The organism is Burkholderia sp. Ac-20345 (genome assembly GCF_017104825.1).
GTDB classification, from domain to species: domain Bacteria; phylum Pseudomonadota; class Gammaproteobacteria; order Burkholderiales; family Burkholderiaceae; genus Burkholderia; species Burkholderia lata_B.
This window is the reverse complement of the sequence record NZ_JAAGPO010000151.1, coordinates 1-19,954: the sequence shown is the minus strand read 5'-3', so window position 1 is coordinate 19,954 and position 19,954 is coordinate 1. Positions and strand designations below refer to the sequence as shown.

Below are 19,954 nucleotides of genomic sequence, written 5' to 3'. Positions count from 1 at the left end.
AAACTTCGGTTTTCGAAAGCGCGAGTTGAATTTAAATCTCAGAATGGCGCGTTTCGGATGAAATTATGCGATCTGTGTAAGGTTTTTGTAATTTGACTGGTACTAATGGATAGGGAATTTTTCTAGGACACGTACTAATTTATTTTTCGCCGAAGTCGGCGGTCGGGCGGAGGGACGTGGGGAGCGGCAGGAGGGGCTCGCGTGGGCGAGCATGCCGATACCGGAAATCGTTCGACGGGCCGATGTTGGCGGTCGCGCTATTCGAAGCGGAGTGGAATTGGAGCAACCGGCCGACGGAGCATGACGCCGGCCGGTATATCGCGTCGCGTTCGGGTCATGTCATGCGACGCGCGCGCAGAGGCGTACTTTCGCCGAGTGCGGCGCGTCAGGCCGCCGGCGCGTCGATCGCCGGGTCCAGGCGGCGGTAGCCTTCGGTCGCGTTCAGCAACGTGCGGGTGTAATCGCGCGCCACCTGCCCGGCGCGCACGTCCTCGATCCGCAGTTGCTCGACGATCTCGCCCTGCTGCATCACCGCGACGCGCTGGCACAGGAAGCCGACCACTGCGAGGTTATGGCTCACGAGGATCATCGTCAGCTTGCGTTCGCGATGCAGGCGGCGCAGCAGGTTCAGGATCTCGGCCTGCACCGACACGTCGAGCGCGGATGTCGGTTCGTCGAGCAGCAGCACGCGCGGCTCGACGATCAATGCACGCGCGATCGCGACGCGCTGCCGCTGGCCGCCCGACAACTGGTGCGGATAGCGGAACCGGAACGCGGGGCCGAGTCCGACCTCGGACAGCGCGCGGGCGATGCGCGCATCGGTGTCGCCGATGCGGTGGATCGACAGCGGCTCGCGCAGCGTCTGGTCGACCGTGAAGCGCGGATGCAGCGACGCATACGGATCCTGGAACACCATCTGCACGTGACGGCGAAAGGCGCGATCGGGCGTGCCGCCCACCGGCCGGCCGTCGATCGACAGGCTGCCGGATGCGAGCGGCACGAGGCCCGTCAGCGCACGCAGCAGCGTCGACTTGCCGGAACCCGATTCGCCGACGAGCCCGAACACCTCGCCGTCGCGCACCGCGAAGCTCGCGTCGCGCACGGCGTCGACGTGACCCGTGCGGGTCGGGAAACGGATCGATGCGTGATCGACGTCGATCATCGTGCGGCCTCCTGTCGATCGGCGGGCGAGCCGGCATGCGACGCGGGCTCGAGCCACGCCGGATCGCGCCGCAGCACGGGCAGTTCGTCCGGCGGGTTTGCGAGCGGCGGGTTCGCCGCGAGCAGCCCGCGCGTATAGGGATGGGATGCGTCGCGCAGGTCGCGCGCGGCGCAGGTTTCGACCACGCGGCCCGCGTACATCACCGCGACGCGATCGCAGAACGACATCACGAGCGGCAGGTCGTGGCTAATGAACATCAGGCCCGTGTCGTGCCGCGCGATCATTGCGTCGAGCACCGCGAGCACCGGCATCGACACGGCGACGTCGAGTGCGGAGGTCGGCTCGTCGGCGATCAGCAGGCGCGGGCCGGTCGACACCATCATCGCGATCATCACGCGCTGGCCCATGCCGCCCGACAGCTCGTGCGGATACGCATCGGCGACGCGCGCCGGGTCGCGGATCTGCACGGCCGCGAGCGCGTCGACGATCCGCTCGCGCAGCGCGCGGCCGCGCAGGCCCGGCTCGTGCAGCCGGAACGCTTCGCCCATCTGCTTCGCGACCGTCATCACCGGGTTCAGCGAGTACTTCGGATCCTGCAGGATCATGCCCATCTGGCTGCCGCACAGCCGCCGGCGTTCGCCCGGCGACATCGCGAGCAGGTCGTGGCCCGCGAAGCGCATCGTGCGTGCCGACCAGTGCGCGGCGTCGGGCAGCAGGCCGAGCAGCGCGCGGCCGGTCAGCGATTTGCCGGAGCCCGATTCGCCGACGATGCCGAGCCGTTCGCCGGGGGCGAGCGTCAGCGACAGGTCGCGCACGGCGTCGGTGACGGTGCCGTCATGGCCGCGAAAGCCGATCTTCAGGCCGTCGATCTCGCAGAGCGGCGCGGGCGAGGGGGCGGGATTCGTCGGCATGTCACGCTCCATGGCGGGGATCGAAGACGTCGCGCAGCCCGTCGCCGAGCAGGTTGAACGCGAGGCTCACGAGCAGGATCGCGCAGCCGGGCAGCGTCGCGACCCACCACGCGTCGAGCAGCACGTTGCGGCCGGACGCGACCATGAAGCCCCATTCGGGGCTCGGCGGCTGCGCGCCGAGGCCGAGGAAGCCGAGGCCCGCGACGGTCAGGATGATGCCGGCCATGTCGAGCGTCGCGCGCACGATCACCGACGACATGCAAAGCGGCACGATGTAGCGCAGCAGGATGCGCGGGCCCGACGCCCCCTGCAGGCGTGCGGCATGGATGAAGTCGGCCTGCGCGATGCGGATCGTCTCCGCACGCGCGAGCCGCGCATATGCGGGCCACGCGGTGATCGAGATCGCGACGACCGCGTTGATCACGCCGGGCCCGAGCGCGGCCGCGAACGCGAGTGCGAGCACGATCTTCGGGAACGCGAGCGCGATGTCGGTGATGCGCATCAGCACGCTGTCGACGAAGCCGCCGCAGTAGCCGGCCGTCGTGCCGATCAGCAGGCCGATCGGCACGACGATCACGACAACGAGGATGGCGATGCCGAGCGTGAGGCGCGAACCGGCGATCAGCCGCGAAAGGATGTCGCGGCCGAGCTGGTCGGTGCCGAGCCAGTGCGACGGCGAGCCGGGCGGCAGCAGCCGGTCGGACAGCACCTGGCGCAGCGGATCGTGCGGCATGATCAGCGGGCCGACGATCGCGACGACGATCAGTGCGACGAGAATCGCGAGCCCGAACAGGTTGAGCGGATTCGTGGCGAAACGACGCCAGCGTCGGTACGCGAGGCCGAGTGCGGCCTGCGAGCGCGACGCGGGCGCGTCGGACAGCAGCCACGCGCGCAGCGTGAGGCGCTCGGCGTTCATGATCGGAGGACCTTCGGCATGGGCGATGAAAGAAGCGGGATGGAAGCGGTCATGTCGATGCGGCCCTCAGCGCGCACGCGGATCGAACACGCGGTACAGCGCGTCGGTCAGCAGGTTGACGGTGATGAACATCGCGCCGATCACGAGCGTCGCGCCGAGCACCGCGTTCATGTCGGCGTTCAGCAGCGCGCCGGTCAGGTACGAGCCGAGCCCCGGCCACGCGAACACGATCTCGGTCAGCACCGAGCCTTCGAGCAGGTTGCTGTACGTGAGCGCGATTACGGTGAGCAGCGGCACCATGATGTTGCCGAACGCGTGCCGCCAGATCACGCGCCGTTCCGACAACCCCTTCGCGCGTGCGGTGACGATGTATTCCTGGCTCAACTGGTCGAGCATGAACGAGCGCGTCATCCGGCTCAGGTATGCGACGGAGTAGTAGCCGAGGATTGCGGCCGGCAGCGCGATGTGCGACACCGCGTTGCGGAACACGTCCCACTCGCCCGCGAGCGCCGCGTCGATCAGCAGGCTGCCCGTGCGTGGCTCGACCATCCCGTCGTACACGGGATCGAGCCGGCCGGGCCCGCCGACCCAGTGCAGCCGCGCGTAGAACAGCAGCAGCCCCATCAGCCCGAGCCAGAACACCGGCACCGAATTGCCGATCAGCCCGACGAAGCGCGCGATGTGGTCGATCGGCCGGTTGTGCTTCACGGCGGCCGCGACGCCGAGCGGCACGCCGATCGCGATACCGATCAGCGTCGCGATCGTCGCCAGTTCGAGGGTGGCCGGGAAGACGCGCTTGATGTCGTCGAGCACGGGGTTCGCGGTCAGCAGCGACATGCCGAGGTTGCCGTGCAGCACGTCGCGCGCATAGATCAGGAATTGCGCGACGAGCGGCTTGTCGAGCCCGAGCGCGATGCGTTCGGCCGCGTAGGCCTCGGCCGACGCGCGATCGCCGAGGATCGCGAGCACGGGATCGATCGGCACCTTGCGGCCGATCACGAACGTCAGCGCGAGCAGCCCCGCGAACGTGACGGCGAGCGTGAGCGCCCAGCGCAGCACGCGCAGTGCCCAGCGTACGGCCGGGCGCCGCGCGGGCAGCGTGCGCAGTGCTTCGAGGGAGGAGGCGGGTGTCGACATGCGGCGGATCTTATTGCTTCTTCAGGTTGCGGTACGACACGAGATCGTTGATCGGTCCGACTTCGAGCCCGCTCGCGCCGGGCCGCGTCGCGACCTGCGCGACTTTCTCGAACATGATCACGAACGGCGAGCGCGCGAGCATCTCCTTCTGCATCGCCTGGTACCGTTGCGCGCGTTTCGCGGCGGTCGGTTCGGCGAGCGCGGTGTCGGTTTCCTTCGTCAGTTGCGGGATGTCCCAGCTGTTGCGCCAGGCCAGCATTTTATAGCTCGACTTGTCGGAGTTGTCCGGATTCCACGCAAAACCCTGCGCGTTGCTGTGCGGATCGATGTAGTCGGCCGACCATTCGCCGATGTAGATGTCGTGCTGGCGCGCGCGGTATTTCGAGAGCGTCTGCTTGTTGTCGCCGGGGATCAGCTGCACCTTGATGCCCGCTTGCGCGAAGTTCGCCTGCACGGCCTGCGCGATTTCGGTGTACGGATAGTCGTTGCGCACGTCCATCGTCACCGAGAAGCCGTTCGGCACACCGGCCTTCGCGAGCAGTGCCTTCGCCTTCGCGACATCAAGCTTGTACGGGTTCGTGTTCAGCGTGCCGAGGAAGCCTTCGGGCAGGAAGGTCTGGTGCACCTTGTAGGTCGTCTTCACCACGTTGCCCTGGATGCCCGCATAGTCGACGAGCCACTTCAACGCTTCCTGCACGTCGGGTTTCGCGAGCGTCGGGTTCTTCGTGTTCAGGCCGAGATACAGCAGCGTCGCCTGCGGCGAGGCCGACACCTTCGCCTTGCCGGACTTCACGACCGACGCCAGATCGTCGGGGCTCAGGTCGCGCGCCGCATCGACATCGCCGTTTTCCAGCAGCAGGCGCTGGCTCGCGGCTTCGGGCACGTGGCGCAGCACGATGCGCTTCATCGCGAGCGGCAGCCGGTAGCCGTCGAAACGTTGCAGCACGACGCTGTCGCCGGCCGTCCACTTCACGAGCTTGTAGCCGCCGGAGCCGGCCTCGTTGGTCTTCAGCCATGCGTTGCCGAAGTCGTTGCCCTGCTGGTGCGACAGCAGCAGCCTCTTGTCGACCACCGACGCGGGCCACGAGCCGAGCACGTTCAGCACGAAGGTCGGTGCGTACTTCTGGTCGGTCGTGACCGACACTGTCAGGTCGTCGAGCTTCTTCACGTTGGCGACGACGTTCGCCTTCGTGAGCCCGATGCCGGTCAGCACGGCGGCCGGGCCCTTGTCGAGCAGCACCGCGCGCTGGATCGACCACGCGACATCGTCGGCCGTCAGCGGGTTGCCCGAGTGGAACTTGATGCCGGGGCGCAGCTTGAACGTATAGGTCAGCCCGTCGGTGCTCACCGTCCACGACTGCGCGACGTCGCCGTTGAATTTCGACGGATCGCGCAGGTCGACGCGCACGAGCCGGTCGTACGTGTTCGCGACGTATTCCTCCGGCACAAGCTCGTAGATCTCGCCCGGGTCCAGCGTCGTGAATTCGTCGAGCAGCGTGGCCATCACGAACATGTCCTTCGGCGTTTCCGCGCGCGCGGCGGAAAGCGGAACGGCGGCGAGTACGGACGCGGCGGCCAGCGCCGCGACGAGCCGGGATGTCAGCAATTTCATGTGCGCTCCATCTGTCGTTGGGATCGTTGAAGTCGTCGAACGTGAACGGTGAACAGAATGCGTATGGCCGTCACATCAGGTACCACGGGCCGCTGTCGGCATTGTCGATCTGCGGCAGCGCGCGCGAGTCCGGCAATTCGTAGTGCCACCATTCGCTGTCGATGTGCACGAAGCCGGCCGCATGCATCACGCCGAGCAGCAGCAGGCGGTTGCGCTGCACGGCTGCGGGCAGCCCTGCGTGGAAGTGGCCCGACGCGGCGACCATCTCGTCGAAACCGGTGCCCATGTCGAGCGGCTCGCCGTCCGCGCCGACGAGCGTCAGGTCGAGCGCGGTGCCGCGGCTGTGATTCGAGCCGCGGCCGAGGTCGGCGATGAAGTTCGGATCGGGCAGGAAATCCCACAGCACCTGCTGCGCTTGCGGCGGCCGGTACGCGTCATAGATGCGCAGCGTGAAGCCGGCTTGGGCCGCGACGTCCACCGCGCGGCGCAGCGCGGCTTCGGCCGGCTCCAGCAGCAGGCAGTGCGCGCGGCGGTAGATCGGCTTGCCAGTGAGGTTGCGATCGGTCGCGTAGACGAGATCGATGTCGACGCGATGCGTGGCGGGCGTGATTTCAACGAGGCGGTGAGCGTTCATCGGCGGTTCGGAAGGCACTCGCATTCAGGATTCGAATTGATCGAACGTGTGCTGCAGCTCGCGGTTGCGCGCGACGCGCCGGTCGATCGCGGGGCCGAGGCGGTCGACCACGGCCGTGATCAGCAGGTTGAACAGGCAGGTGAGCGGCGCGAGCGAATCCCAGAACTGGCCGACGTCGGTCTTCACCTGCAGCAGGTCGGCCGGCCAGTCGCGCGCCCACGGGCAAGAGAGGTCGGTGACCAGCGCGAATGGCTGCCCGCGCTCGGCGGCCGCCTGGCAATAGCGGCGCGCGCCGCGCGAATACGCGCGCGTATCGGTGACGATGCAGTACGGCCGCTCGAATTCGGAGTTCAGCGAGTCGACGTACGAGCCCGACTGGCCGTCCGAATAGAACACGCGCGGGCGCAGGTATTCGAGGTAGCTGCTGAATGCGTTGCTGATCCCGCGCGTCGACTGGATGCCGAGGATGAACACCGCATCCGCATGGGCGATCCGGTCGGCCACCTGCGCGAACACCGGGCCTTCGGCGAGCCGGTACACGTGGCGGATCGCATCGAGCTCGCGCTCGAGTGACGACACGAGCGGGCTGTCGTAGCCGTTGCCGTCGGGTTCGGCCGGTTGCGTGCCCGCGACGCGGCGGTATTCGTCGAGCCGGTCGGTGATCATCCACGGGCGATCGGCGCCGCCGCGCAATTCGCGCTTCAGGTCGTCGAGGTTGCGGTAGCCGACGCTGCGCAGGAAGCGCCCGACCGAGATGCCGCTGGTGCCGGCCTGCTGCGCGATCTGGTCGGCCGTCTCGAGCCCGAGCCGCTCGAGGTTCGCGAGCATGTAGCTCGCGATGCGCTTGGCCGTCGGCGTCAGCTCGGCATAGCGGGATTCGACGGTACGGGCGAACGCGCAGGTCATCGGCTGTTAGATCGTTGTCGTCTGATGATCGAATGTCATCCATCTAACAAAGCCAAAATCATTCACGCCAGCGGATAAAAACTATGGTGTGAGGATAGGTGATAGGGTCGAAAGCGTGGGTGGCGGCGGGGAGGGGGCGTGTCGCTTGCCTCAGGAGGCTTTCGACACAATGTTCGCCTTACGCCGGTTCGACGAAATGCTGCGGGAGCGAGTCGTACCCGACCCGACACGGTTGGATGACGTTCGACGTTTCGGCACAAGTCCGTTTCCGCTCCATTCGATCAGTTATCCAAATCGAATGGCTGACATGACGACCGCGCCCGATTGCATTTCCATCTTCACTTGACCCGACCGACTCATCGGCATCGGCCACCTGCGTCCCGCACCCCACAGCGCCTCAATCATTACAAAATTAAAGCGAATCAGATTAACTCATTAATTCAGATTAATAATTCATTTAAGTTTTAATGGAAATTGGATTTAACTTGCGTCACGGGATGTTCGATTTTCGATAATCAGAAAAGCGACAAATGTTCCGTAATGAAAATTCGCTCAATTGCAGGCATGAAGAGGACATCATGACGAATCTTTCTCGACGCAAGATGCTGGCGGGAACGGCCGGCGCCATTGCCGCGGCGGGTATCGCGGTATCGGCCAAGGCCGCCTCGTTCGGCAATCCGGACCGCCCACCGGAAGGTGCGGTGAATGCGCGCAACCGCCAGAGCCTGACTGACCCGGGGCCCAAAAATCCGGCCATCGCAAATCAATTTCCGTCCTTTCAGGATCCGCCGGCCACCGATATCAACGGCATGCCGTTATTCTGGGCGTCATTCAATAATGCGCATAAACGCATTCAAAATGGCGGATGGGCGCGTGAAGTCACGCAGGACGATTTTGCGATTTCCGAAACCATTTCCGGCGTCAACATGCGCCTCACGCGCGGCGGCATTCGCGAGATGCACTGGCACCAGCAGGCCGAGTGGGCCATCATGCTCGACGGCCGCTGCCGGATCACGGTGCTCGACGAGCTGGGACGGCCGTCGGTACAGGACGTGAAAACCGGCGATCTCTGGTATTTCCCGCCCGGCCTGCCGCATTCGCTGCAGGGCCTCGGCACCGACGGCGCCGAATTCCTGCTCGCGTTCGATAACGGCCGCGCGTCCGAATTCAACACGCTGTTGCTGACCGACTGGGTCGCGCATACGCCGCCCGACGTGCTTGCGCTCAACTTCGGCGTACCGGCCGATACGTTCAAGAACATTCCGCTCGACAACCTGTGGATCTTCCAGGGCGACGAACCGGGCCCGCTCGCGGAGGCGCAGCGCGCGTCGGCGTCGTCGGCCGGGGCGCCGCCGCATCCGTTCATCTTTTCGCTCGGTGACATGAAGCCGGTCAGGAAGACCCGCGGCGGCGAAGTGCGGATCGCGGACAGCACCAACTTCAACGTGTCGACCACCGTCGCGGCGGCGCTCGTCACCGTGCATCCGGGCGGCATGCGCGAGCTGCACTGGCACCCGAACGCGGACGAATGGCAGTACTACCTGCAGGGCGAGGCACGGATGACGGTGTTCGACACGGGGCCGAAGGCGCAGACGGCCGACTTCCGCGCGGGCGACGTCGGCTACGTGAAGAAGAGTCTCGGGCACTACGTGCAGAACACCGGCAGCACCGATCTGGTGTTCCTCGAGATCTTCAAGACCGACCGCTATGCGGAAGTGTCGCTGTCCGACTGGCTCGCGCATACGCCGCCGAAGCTCGTCGAAGCACACCTGAACGTCGCGCCGGACGTGATCGCGCAGTTTCCGCGCAACCGTCCCGACGTCGTGCCGCTGTAACGCCGCCGCAGCGGCCGGCAGGCGGCATGCCGGCCGCGACGCCCGAACTGCAGGAAGCCTTCCTCATTCGAACGGAACCTCACCATGATTCCCGTCACGAGCAAACCTGCCGGCGGCTTCGCGCTGCCGGGCCTGTCCACCGAGTGCACCGACGGCGCGGCGCGCGCCGCGCTGGAAGGGCGCCGCACCGGAGTCGCCGCGCTATTGCCGTTCGTCGGCCCGGCCGTGATTGCGTCGATCGGCTATATGGATCCCGGCAACTTCGCGACCAACATCCAGGCCGGCGCCGCGTACGGCTACCGGCTGCTGTGGGTCGTGCTGGCCGCGAACGCGGTCGCGATGCTGTTCCAGGCGATGTCCGCGAAGCTCGGCATCGTGACCGGCCGCAATCTTGCCGAGCTGTGCCGCGACCGCTTCCCCGCGCCGGTCGTGTGGGGCATGTGGATCGCGTCCGAGATCGCCGCGATGGCGACCGACCTCGCCGAATTCCTCGGCGGCGCGCTCGCATTCGGGCTGTTGTGCCACCTGTCGCTGTTCGCGGGGATGATCGCGACGGCGTTCGCCACCTGCGCGATTCTCGCGCTCGAAAAGCGCGGCTTCCGGCCGCTGGAAGCCGCGATCGCGGCGCTGGTCGGCGTGATCGGCGCGTGCTATCTCGGCGAACTGCTGATCGCGCCGCAGGACTGGCAAGCGGCCGCGTTCCATCTGGTCGTCCCGCAGATTCCGGATCACGCGGCGCTGACGATCGCGGTCGGGATCATCGGTGCGACGATCATGCCGCACACGCTGTATCTGCATTCGGGTCTCACGCAGGATCGCACCGCGCCGCATGACGACGCGCAGCGGCGGCGGCTCGTGCGCTTCTCGAACCGCGAGGTCGTCGTCGCACTCGGGCTGGCCGGGTTCGTGAATCTCGCGATGGTGATGATGGCGTCGTCGGCGTTTCACGCGAGCGCGCCGGGCATGACCGACATCGGCGACGCGTATCACACGCTGATCCCTGTGCTCGGGCCGGCGGCCGGCGCACTGTTTCTCGTCGCGCTGCTGACGTCGGGCGTGTCGAGTTCGGTGGTCGGCACGATGGCCGGGCAGGTCGTGATGCAGGGCTTCATCCATCGCCGCATGCCGGTCTGGGTGCGGCGTGCGGTGACGGTTGCGCCCGCGTTCGCGGTGGTCGCGCTCGGCTGCGACGTCACGCGTGCGATGGTCGCGAGCCAGGTCGTGCTGAGCTTCGTGCTGCCGCTGCCGATGATCGCGCTGCTGATGCTGTCGGCGCGCGCGGACGTGATGGGCGCCTACGCGATGCGGCTGCCGCTGCGGATCGTCGCCGGGGCGGCGACGGTCGTGATCGTCGGGTTGAATGCGTACCTGGTGTGGGCGGCCTTCAATTGAACGGCAGCGGGCCGGCAGCCTACTGCTGCATGTCCGGCGCCTCGCGCAGCCGCCAGATCGCATTGCACTGCTGGCCGCCGAGGCTCGTCGAGCGCAGCGTGATGACGGCGCCGGCCGCGACCTGATACCAGAAATGCGCCATCAGTTCGGTGCCTTTGCGCTGCGCGTGCCCGTCGACCAGCACTTCGCACAGCAGCGGCGACGGCGAGCCGGAAGGATGCGTGACATAGACGTTCAGCCGCGCGATGTCGCGGGTCGCGGTGAACACGACTTCGTGGTTGCCGCTGCCGACGAGCATCGTGCCGCCCGGTTCGTCGATCGCCTGCAGGTAGGCGCCCGCGCTTGCCTCGATCGCGGCGGACGAAACGGTCAGCCCGGCCGATTGCACGTAGCCGGTCGCTGCGACGCGCGCGGCGACTGCGTCGGATCGGGACGGCGTGCCGTCAGACAGCGCGAACGGCACGCCGTCGCGCAGCGCGGCGTCGACGTGGTTCGCGTAGTAGCGCCACCGGTCGAGGAAGCGGATATCGCCGGTCATGTGCAGCGCGCGGATCGGCTCGTCGTGATACCGGAGTGTCGTCGTGCCGCTGCTCGCGTCGAACGCTTCGTGAATGCCGTACTTGCTGACGAAGTTCTGGACGGGATCGAGCAGTGCCGTTTCGCCCTGTGCGCTCCACAGGTGCAGGAACGTCGTATCGATCCCGAAGCATTCCTGGAAATCGGTGCCGATGCGGGCGATGCAGTCGCGCAGGTGGCCGGCGTAGCGTGCCCACGCGTCGGCGGTTCCGGCAACGAGCCCGGCCTGCAACGCGCCGCCGTGGCGTGCGGAGACTTCGTCGACGACGAGGCGCCAGTGATGGTCGCGCCGCTCGCCGATCAGCGGCGTGACGACGAACGTGCAGAACAGCGGGTCGGGGCAGGCGTGGATCCGGTCGTCGGCGATCTGCGAGAACAGGTCGAACCCCGGCGCGCAGAACCAGATGTCGGCGTCGTACAGCGCGAGCTTGCGGATCTGCGGGTTGCGTGCGCAATACTCGGCGGCCTCGATGAAGCGGCCGACCGGCAGCGCATACTCGCCCGACGCTTCGATCACGTCGACCGACTGGCTCGCGAGGATCTGCCGCTTGCGTTCGGAGAGCCCGTAGCCGATCACCGCGATCCGGCCGTCGTAGCCGGTGTGCCGCAGCGACAACAGGAACGGCACGAGCATTTCATACCAGGCGCGGTTGTTGTCGTTGATCGCCACGCAGACTGCGTGCTCGCTCGAATGCATGTTCTTTCCCCGGTGTGTGCCCGGCTCAGTAGCCGACGTGGCGCTCGCAGACGACCGCGCCGCAGCCGCGGCTGTCGTGATACGTAATATGAAACTGCTTGTTGTCCCACAGCCATTGGAACACCGCCTGGTACACGCCGGCCGCGGTCATGTCGTGCAGCACGATCTTCTTGCGTGCCAGCGGGCCGAAGCGGTTCAGTTCGGCGAGCGTCTGCTCGTACGTATGCGTGGTGTCGATGAACAGCAGGTCGGATGCCAGCGGCTCCATTGCAAGATCGTCGGCGATCCTGAATTCGAAGTCGACCGACAGGTCTTTCGCGGCCTGCTCCAGTTCGCGCCGGATGTGGAAGTGCTCGTCGGAGATGTCGACCGACACGAGGCGCTTCGGTTGCGCGAGCATGAAGGCCGTCGTGGTCAGCCCGGTAAACACGCCGAGCTCGAGGATGGAGTCGCACCCGATCGCCGTTTCCGTATAAAAGTCGAAGCGGGAAGGGCTGTCGCCGAGCCAGCCGATCGGTTCGATCTTGTACTGCAGGAATTCCATTCTCAGTTGTTGGAGCGTGCGCATCCTGTTTTCCTTCTCGAAGCGAATTCGGTGGTGGGTGCCATCGCCGGGACCAGCCGGCCCTCGCGGTGCCGGCCATTGTAGATCGCCGGCCGCCGCACGGCACAGCGCCGGCGCAACGGTAGCGGCGATTACCCGCGCGCCGGCATGGCCGGCCGCGCGGGCAGCCGCGATTACTTCGCGAGCGTGCGGTATGACACGAGATCGTTGATCGGCCCGATTTCCGGCCCGGTCACGCCGGGGCGCGTCGCGACCTGCACGACCTTCTCGAACATGATGATGAACGGCGAGTTCGCGAGCACGGCCTTCTGCAGCGCTTCGTAATGCTGCGCGCGCTTCGCGGGCGACGGCTCGACGAGCGCGGCCTCGGTGTCCTTCGTCAGTTGCGGAATGTCCCAGCTGTTGCGCCACGCGAGCATCTTCGTCGGCGACTGGTCGGAGTTGTCCGGATTCCACGCGAAGCCGCGCGCATTGCTGTTCGGGTCCATGTAGTCGGGCGACCATTCGCCGACGAAGATGTCGTGCTGGCGCGCGCGATACTTGCCGATCGCCTGCTTCGCATCGCCCGGAATCAGCTTCACGCGGATGCCGCCCTGCGCGAAGTTCGCCTGCAGCGCCTGCGCGATCTCGAGGTACGGATAGTCGTTCGGCATGTCCATCGTCACGTCGAAGCCGTTCGGCAAGCCGGCCTTGGCGAGCAGCGCCTTCGCCTTCGCGACGTCCTGCTTGTACGGCCGCGCGTTCGACGTGCCGAGGAAGCCTTCGGGCAGGAAGGTCTGATGCACCTTGTAGGTCGTGCTGACGATGTTGCGCTGGATGCCGTCATAGTCGACGAGCCATTTCATCGCCTGCTGCACCTCGGGTTTCGCGAGGTTCGGGTTCTTCGTGTTCAGGCTCAGGTACAGCAGCGCGGACACCGGCCACGACGCGACCTTGATCTTGCCGGCCTTCGTCAGCGCGGCGAGGCTGTCGGGGCTCAGGTTGCGCGCGGCGTCGGCGTCGCCGTTCTCCAGCAGCAGCCGTTGCGCGGACGCTTCGGGCACGTGACGCAGCACGATGCGCTTCATCGGGTACGGCGTGCGGTACTTGTCGAAACGCTGCAGCACGATGTTCTCGTTCGGCGTCCACTTGACGAGCTGGTACGGGCCCGAGCCCGCATCGTTGGTGCGGAGCCAGCCGCTGCCGAAATCGTTGCCCTGCTGGTGCGACATCAGCAGCTTCTTGTCGAAGACCGATGCCGGGCACGCGCTCAGCACGTTGAGCACGAAGCTCGGCGCGTACTTGCGGTCGGTTTCGAGCACGACGGTCTGCGGATCGACCACGCGCACCTTCTGCATCACGTTCGCCTTCGTGAGGCCGAGATCGGCGAGCACGCCGGCCGGCCCCTTGTCGAGCAGGATGGTGCGCTGCAGCGACCACGCGACGTCGTCGGCGGTCACCGGGTTGCCGGAATGGAACGTGAGGCCGGGGCGCAGCTTGAACGTGTAGGTCACGCCGTCGGCGCCGACCGTCCACGATTGCGCGATCTGCCCGTCGAAGCGCGTCGGGTCCTTCAGGTCGACGCGCACCAGACGTTCGTAGGTGTTCGCGACGTATTCGGACGGCACCAGCTCGTAAATCCCGCTCGGGTCGAGGGTCGTGAATTCGCCGAGTTGCGTGGCGACGACGAAGATGCCGGGCGGCGTGGCCGCTTGCGCCGGCAGTGCCGGAACAAGCGCGACGAGCGCGGCGCTGACGAACAGGCGGGACAGCAGGTGCTTCATGCGGGCTCCGTTGAAAGGGAATCGTGGGTGCGATTCTCTCATCGACGGCCATCCGGATGAAAACATTCGGCGTGCGCGCCGGCGGGGCGGCGCGCGGCAGCGAGCCGGGCGGGCGCCCGGCATCGGCAGGTTCGGATCAGATCGCGCAGCGCGCGATCGCGAAGCGCATCGCTTCCTCGGCCGGCTCGTTGCCCGAGCCGCGTACGACCTTGATGACCGAACCGTTGCCCGACGGCGTCAGCGTGACGAAGTACGAGTTCGAGCCGACGGCGATGTCGGTCACGCCGTTGTGCTGCGATTGCTCGGTGCCCGACAGGCGGCTGTCGAGGCAGTTGGCGATCGCATGTGCCGGACGTTGTGACGACACGTAGATCATCGGCGCTGCGCCGGACGAGCCGGCCGAATCGGACGAGGGAGCGGAACCGCAGGCAGCGAGCAGGGCGGCGGGAAGGAGCAGCAGGAATCGTTTCATGATGGGGCGTCGGGTGTCTCGTATCGAGGCTGGGGCGCGGGGTAGGCGAATCGCGAAGCTTCGCGACGAAACCGCCCGAAATCGAGCCGTTTTTGACGGACGACGATGCGACAGGCGGCTGACGGTGGAGTATACCCGCAGCATTTGAAGCCGTTGGCGCGTTGAAACGATTCGATACACAACAAGCACCCGCTGCCGGGCGGCGGCAGCGGGCGTTTCAGGTGACGGCGAATGGGCACTTGCCGGTGTTGTCGATCTTATTGGCCGATCTGGTGGCTGACCGCATTTTCCTGCTGGTTCAGCACGTGCTTTTCGCTCTTCGTGATGTGGCCGTGATCCTGCGCGGCCATGTCCCGCTCTTCCTGGCGGATCTTGCGGTCGTCACGATGCAGGCGCGCGGCCTGGGCGTGCGACATCTCGCCTTCCTTCACTTCGTGATGGATCCGGCGATTCTGGTTTGCGAGGCGCTGGTTGACCTCTTCGCGGCGCGGATGCGCTTGTTGCCACGGCGTCTCGGCGAACGCGGTGCCGGTCAGCACCGACATCAGGGTGGCGGCAATCGCGAGATGGCGGGTAAGGGCTCGCATGGTGTTTTCTCCTGTCGTTGCGCGTCCGAATCGTGGGCGCTTGTCCAAAAAACGCGGAGGGGGCACCAGCTGTTGACGTTTCTGCCTGTATCGATTGCAAGTCTTTATTACGTCTGCGGGTTGCGGCGCGGGCCCCGGCGTGCGCCGCACGGGGCCCGGCCGTCGCGCATGCGGATCAATGCGCGCCGGCCGCCGCCGCATCGGCATCGCCGCCGCCCGAGCGCGCCGGTTTCGTGATCCAGATCAGCGGAATGATCGCGATGAAGATGATCGCCGACACGTAGAAGATGTCGTTCAACCCCATCACGGCCGCCTGCGAATCGACCGATGCGTTGAAGAACGCGAGCGCCGAATCGGGGCCCAAATGCAGCAGCGAACGCGTCGTGTCGACGTGCTGCGCGAAGGTCGGGTTGGTGACGCTCGCCTGTTCGGTGAGCCGCGCGTGATGCAGGATCGTGCGGTCGTTCCACGCGTTGCTGATCAGCGACGTGCCCACCGCGCCGCAGAACGTGCGGCCGAAATTCGACAGGCCGGCGGCGGCGGGGATCTTTTCCGGCGGCAGCCCGGACAGGATGATCGACGTCAGCGGCACGAAGAACATCGCCATCGGGATGCCCTGCAGCAGCGTCGGCAGCACGAGATCCCAGCGCGACACGTCGGTGTAGAAGGTCGTGCGCATCATGAACACGACCGCGAAGCCGACGAACGCGAGCGTCGCGATGTAGCGCGGGTCGGTGCGCGGCAGCAGGCGCCCCATGACCGGCGTAAGCAGGATCGCGAACAGCCCGAGCGGCGCGGTGGCGAGCCCCGAATCGACCGCGCGGTAGCCGAGATAGCCCTGCATCCACTGCGGCAGCAGCACCAGCGTGCCGAAGAACATCCCGTACGCGACCGAGATCGCGATCGTGCCGCCCGCGAAATTGCGCTGCGTGAACAGGCGCAGGTCGACGATCGGGTTGGCTTCGTAAAGCTCCCACACGAGGAAGAACGCGAAGCCGATCAGCGCGACGATGCCGAGCGCGACGACCACGGGGGAGTTGAACCAGTCGAGATCCTTGCCCTTGTCGAGCATGATCTGCAGCGATGCGACCCACAGCACGAGCAGCAGCAGGCCGACCGTATCGATCGGCATGCGTTTCGTGGCCGATTCGCGGTCGCGGAACACGATCCACGTGACGGCGGCCGCGAAGAAGCCGACCGGGATGTTGATGTAGAAGATCCACGACCAGTTGTAGTCGTACGTGATCCAGCCGCCGAGCGACGGCCCCGCGATCGGGCCGACGAGGGCCGTCATCGACCACAGCGCCAGCGCGCTCGACGATTTCTGCCGCGGCCACGCGCCGAGCAGCAGCGCCTGCGACAGCGGCGCGAGCGGCCCGGCGACCGCGCCCTGCAGGATCCGCGCGGCGAGCAGCGTCGGCAGGTTCGGCGCGATCCCGCACAGCCACGACGCGAACACGAACAGCAGGATCGACGTGACGAACAGGCGCACCTGGCCGAAGCGCTGCGTGAGCCAGCCGGTCAACGGAATCGATACCGCGTTCGCGGCCGCGAAGATCGTGATGACCCACGTGCCTTCGTCGACCGACACGCCGAGGTCGCCCGAGATCGTCGGAATGGCGACGTTCGCGATCGACGAGTCGAGCACGTTCATGAACATCGCGAGCGATACCGCGATCGTGCCGATCGCGAGACGGCCGCCCGATAGCGGGGCTGAAGATGACGGAGAGGACATGGGCTTCCTGCGTAAGGGGCGTAAGGTGCGGAACGGATGCGGCCCGTTGCGGCGGGCACGCGCTGCCGCACGCGGCCGCGCACGCGCGCGCGAAAGCGACGCACGCACGGCGCGGCTGCTGAATGGAAGGGGGCACACGGCGCGCGCGACGCGGCCCGCTACGTGGGGTCGACGCGTGCGACGTGCTGCTCGATCGGATGCACGAAGCCGTGGCGGGCTTCGCAAGGCGGGATGCGGCCGGTCAGGAAGGCGGGACGCGCGTGACGCGCCTGCGGGCAGCGCTCAGGCGGCTGCCGTCGCGTGTGGAATGGTTTTGCATCGCGACAGGCTAACGATGTGGCGAGCCGCCATCAACACGGGCCGGCTCATTAATCGATTTCGCTTGCTGCAATAATCGGTGTGCGAACCGTGCCGGTTATGGTGCGGTTCGCCAATCGTCGAATACTTCCGCGAGGAATTCGACGAACGCGCGCACCTTGCTGTCGAGGGTCGCGCGCCGCGGATACAGCACGTGCAGCTCGACGTCGTCGGTCCGGTGCCAGTCGGGCAGCACGATTTCGAGTTCGTTCCGTTCGAGCCGGCGGGCCGTGTAGTGCGTCGAGACCAGCGCGATGCCGCCGCCACTCGCGGCCTGGCGCAGCACCGTCACCGATTCGTTGGTGATCAGCACCGGCCGCACCGGTACGTCGGCCACTTCGCCGGCCGCATTGGTGAGCCGCAGCGTCAGGCCGGGCGCGTCGCGGCCGACGAGCAGCAGGTCGTGCTGCGCGAGATCCTGCGGCGTGGCGGGCCGGCCGGCGCGGTCGAGATAGGCGGGGCTCGCGGCGAGCTTCGCCTGCGACCAGCCGAGCGAGCGCGCGATGTAGCTGGAGTCGGTCAGCACGCCCGCGCGCAGCGCCACGTCGAAGCCGTGCTCGACGAGATCGAGCGGGTTGTTGTCGTAGATCAGCACGAGCTGGACGAGCGGGTAGCGCCGGCGAAACTCGGCGAGCGCCGGCTCCAGCTCGAACAGGCCGATCGAGTAGGGCACCAGCACGCGCAGCATGCCCTCCGGCGCCGTGCGCAGCGCGCGGGCCTGGCGGTCCGCGTCGAGCAGGATGTCCTCGGCGCGCAGGCAGCGCTCGTAGTAGTCGCGCCCGGCCTCGGTGACGGAAACGCGGCGCGTGGTGCGGTACAGCAGCTGGACGCCGAGATCGTCCTCGAGCTGCTTGATCTTGCGGCTCACGCGGCTGAGCGGCATGTCGAGGTGCGTGGCGGCGGCGGTGAAGTTGCCGCGCTCGACCACGCGCAGGAATATCCGGATGCTTTCGAAGTCCATACGGGGTGCTTCAGTGTTCGACCTGCGCGCATCTTACCTGCGCCGGCCGAATCGCTTCGTGCGGCGGCGATTATCCTGCCCGGCGCAATAACGCATCCTGTCCGCGCCTCTTAGTGGCGGCGGCGCGCCCCCGTATGCTCGCCGCATGAAATTCGCCTTGCCCCATCTCCCGCCGCTCGCGGCCGTGCGCACCGCGCTGCGCGACGCCCGACCCACGCTGCCGCCCGGCGCCCTCGGCTTCGCGTTGCGCAACACGGCCGCGTCGCTCCTCGCGCTCTACATCGCCTTCCGGATGAATCTCGACGACCCGAAATGGGCCGCGTCGACCGTATGGATCGTCGCGCAGGGCAGTCGCGGGATGGGTTTGTCGAAGAGCCAGTACCGGATTCTCGGCACCGCGATCGGCGCGGCCGTCGCGCTCATGCTGACCGGTGCGTTCGCGCAGACGCCCGAGCTGTTCCTGCCGGCGCTCGCCGCATGGATCGGCCTGTGCGCGGGTGTCGCGACCTTCCTGCGCAATTTCCGCGCATATGCGGCCGTGCTTGCGGGTTATACGGCGGCGATCATTGCGATGGATGCCGTTTCCGCGCCGCTGCACGCATTCGACATCGCGACCGCGCGATTCCTGTACGTGGTGGTCGGCATCCTGTGCGGCGCGGCGTTCGAGACGGTGTTCGCGCCGGGTTCGCCGCTGGCTGACGTCCGCACGCGGCTTGCGCGCTATCTCGACCGCGCGGTGGCCGTCGGCGCGGGCGCGCTGCGCCGCGAGGCGAACGGCGCAGCCGTGCACCGGCTGTTCGCGGACGCGCTCGAACTCGACACGGCGGCCGAATATGCTGCCGCTGGCGCTCCGCCGGTGCGCAACACGATCGGCCATCTGCGTACGGCGGTGCTGGGCGTGCTGTCCGCGCAGGCTGCCGGGCAGGCGCTGCACGAGCACGCGGCGCGCAGCGGCGGCACGCCGGACCCGCTGGTCGCCGATGCCGCGCAGGTGCTCGATGGCGTGGCGGCGGCGGGCGAAGCGGGATCCGAGTTGACCGCATTGCGGGCGCGCGTGGACGATGCAGTGCGCGCCGAGGCCGCGGACCCGACCGGCTCGAACCCGTCGCGCCTGCTCACGCTCGACCGGCTGGCGGCGCTGCTGGCCGGGTTCGACGCCGCCTATGCTGGCAAGGCGCAACTGGACCGGCCGAATCCGCCGACGTCACGCGTGCGCTATGCGTTTCACCACGATCCGGTGCTCGCGTGGCACAACGGGATTCGCGCATTTATCGCGGTGCTGGTCGCCTCGGCGCTCTGGATCGTCACCGCATGGCCGTCGGGCGCCGGGTTCGTCGCGATCACGGGCGTGGTCTGCGCGCTGTTCTCGACGCGCCCGAACTCGGTGGGCGCCACCGTCGGCTTCCTGAAAGGGGCGGCCTGCGCGGCTGTCGCGGGCGCGCTCTGCAACTTCGTGCTGCTGCCGGCGGTGTCGGGCTTCGAGATGCTCGCGTATATCCTCGGCGTGTTCATGATCGGCACGGGCATCGCAATGCGCAATCCGCGTACGGCCGGCATCGGCAGCGGCTTCTCGATCTTCTTCTGGAATTTCACGTCGCCGGACAATACGGCGCGCATCGGCGACGCCGCGTTTCTCAATTCGGCGCTCGCCACGCTGCTTGGCATTGCGTTCGGGGCGCTGGTGTTCGCGCTCGTGTTTCCCGGCGATCCCGGCACGAGCCGGCGGCGCCTGCATA

The 19,954-nt window shown here is 67.0% G+C and carries 17 protein-coding genes; 3 read left to right on the top strand and 14 right to left on the bottom strand.

Annotation, left to right across the window (positions count from 1 at the left end; translation table 11 throughout):
- Positions 1 to 385: 385 nt before the first annotated feature.
- The 7 genes from G3O06_RS34605 to G3O06_RS34575 form a co-directional block, all read right to left on the bottom strand.
- Positions 386 to 1,162 carry an ABC transporter ATP-binding protein gene (locus tag G3O06_RS34605; RefSeq protein ID WP_174916540.1) on the bottom strand — a complete coding sequence of 259 codons (777 nt, stop codon included), beginning with the start codon at positions 1,160 to 1,162 and terminating at the stop codon, positions 386 to 388.
- Entirely contained in the window at positions 1,159 to 2,073 is a 915-nt protein-coding gene (locus G3O06_RS34600; RefSeq protein WP_205818894.1) for an ABC transporter ATP-binding protein, read from the bottom strand. The genes G3O06_RS34605 and G3O06_RS34600 overlap by 4 nt, the downstream gene beginning before the upstream one ends.
- A gap of 1 nt (position 2,074) precedes the next feature.
- Positions 2,075 to 2,989, bottom strand: coding sequence for a nickel transporter permease (nikC, locus tag G3O06_RS34595; protein ID WP_174916538.1), 915 nt, complete (start codon positions 2,987 to 2,989; stop codon positions 2,075 to 2,077).
- 66 nt (positions 2,990 to 3,055) lie between these two features.
- Positions 3,056 to 4,126, bottom strand: coding sequence for an ABC transporter permease (locus G3O06_RS34590; RefSeq protein ID WP_205818893.1), 1,071 nt, complete (start codon positions 4,124 to 4,126; stop codon positions 3,056 to 3,058).
- 10 nt (positions 4,127 to 4,136) lie between these two features.
- Positions 4,137 to 5,738 (bottom strand): ABC transporter substrate-binding protein, encoded by a 1,602-nt coding sequence (locus G3O06_RS34585; RefSeq protein ID WP_205818892.1) that lies wholly within the window; start codon positions 5,736 to 5,738, stop codon positions 4,137 to 4,139.
- 70 nt (positions 5,739 to 5,808) lie between these two features.
- On the bottom strand, positions 5,809 to 6,372 hold the full coding sequence (gene ddpX, locus G3O06_RS34580) for a D-alanyl-D-alanine dipeptidase (protein WP_174968962.1): 564 nt from the start codon (positions 6,370 to 6,372) through the stop codon (positions 5,809 to 5,811).
- A gap of 24 nt (positions 6,373 to 6,396) precedes the next feature.
- Positions 6,397 to 7,278 carry a MurR/RpiR family transcriptional regulator gene (locus tag G3O06_RS34575; RefSeq protein WP_205818891.1) on the bottom strand — a complete coding sequence of 294 codons (882 nt, stop codon included), beginning with the start codon at positions 7,276 to 7,278 and terminating at the stop codon, positions 6,397 to 6,399.
- A 578-nt stretch (positions 7,279 to 7,856) separates the two neighbouring features.
- Between G3O06_RS34575 and G3O06_RS34570 the strand changes: the two genes are divergently transcribed.
- Together G3O06_RS34570 and G3O06_RS34565 are read left to right on the top strand one after the other, a co-directional pair.
- A complete protein-coding gene (locus G3O06_RS34570; RefSeq protein WP_174916531.1) occupies positions 7,857 to 9,113 on the top strand; it encodes an oxalate decarboxylase family bicupin in 1,257 nt (418 codons plus the stop codon).
- Between the two features lie 84 nt (positions 9,114 to 9,197).
- A complete protein-coding gene (locus tag G3O06_RS34565) occupies positions 9,198 to 10,505 on the top strand; it encodes an Nramp family divalent metal transporter (protein ID WP_205818890.1) in 1,308 nt (435 codons plus the stop codon).
- A 19-nt stretch (positions 10,506 to 10,524) separates the two neighbouring features.
- On the opposite strand, the gene G3O06_RS34560 is transcribed toward G3O06_RS34565, so the two are convergent.
- From G3O06_RS34560 to G3O06_RS34530, 7 genes are all read right to left on the bottom strand, one after another.
- Entirely contained in the window at positions 10,525 to 11,778 is a 1,254-nt protein-coding gene (locus G3O06_RS34560; RefSeq protein ID WP_205818889.1) for a hypothetical protein, read from the bottom strand.
- A gap of 25 nt (positions 11,779 to 11,803) precedes the next feature.
- Positions 11,804 to 12,346, bottom strand: a complete 543-nt coding sequence (locus G3O06_RS34555) for a class I SAM-dependent methyltransferase (RefSeq protein WP_175005356.1) — start codon at positions 12,344 to 12,346, stop codon at positions 11,804 to 11,806.
- A 170-nt stretch (positions 12,347 to 12,516) separates the two neighbouring features.
- Complete coding sequence (locus G3O06_RS34550) at positions 12,517 to 14,106, bottom strand: ABC transporter substrate-binding protein (protein ID WP_205818888.1); 1,590 nt, start codon at positions 14,104 to 14,106, stop codon at positions 12,517 to 12,519.
- 136 nt (positions 14,107 to 14,242) lie between these two features.
- Positions 14,243 to 14,578, bottom strand: a complete 336-nt coding sequence (locus G3O06_RS34545; protein WP_174916594.1) for a sugar ABC transporter ATPase — start codon at positions 14,576 to 14,578, stop codon at positions 14,243 to 14,245.
- Between the two features lie 257 nt (positions 14,579 to 14,835).
- Positions 14,836 to 15,165, bottom strand: coding sequence for a hypothetical protein (locus G3O06_RS34540; RefSeq protein ID WP_174916526.1), 330 nt, complete (start codon positions 15,163 to 15,165; stop codon positions 14,836 to 14,838).
- 175 nt (positions 15,166 to 15,340) lie between these two features.
- A complete protein-coding gene (locus tag G3O06_RS34535) occupies positions 15,341 to 16,900 on the bottom strand; it encodes a DHA2 family efflux MFS transporter permease subunit (protein WP_174916525.1) in 1,560 nt (519 codons plus the stop codon).
- Positions 16,901 to 17,315: 415 nt separating this feature from the next.
- Positions 17,316 to 18,218: a LysR family transcriptional regulator gene (locus G3O06_RS34530; protein ID WP_175047326.1), complete on the bottom strand. Its 903-nt coding sequence runs from the start codon at positions 18,216 to 18,218 to the stop codon at positions 17,316 to 17,318.
- A gap of 145 nt (positions 18,219 to 18,363) precedes the next feature.
- Between G3O06_RS34530 and G3O06_RS34525 the strand changes: the two genes are divergently transcribed.
- The coding region (locus tag G3O06_RS34525; protein ID WP_205818887.1) for an FUSC family protein at positions 18,364 to 19,954 on the top strand (1,591 nt) is incomplete at its 3' end.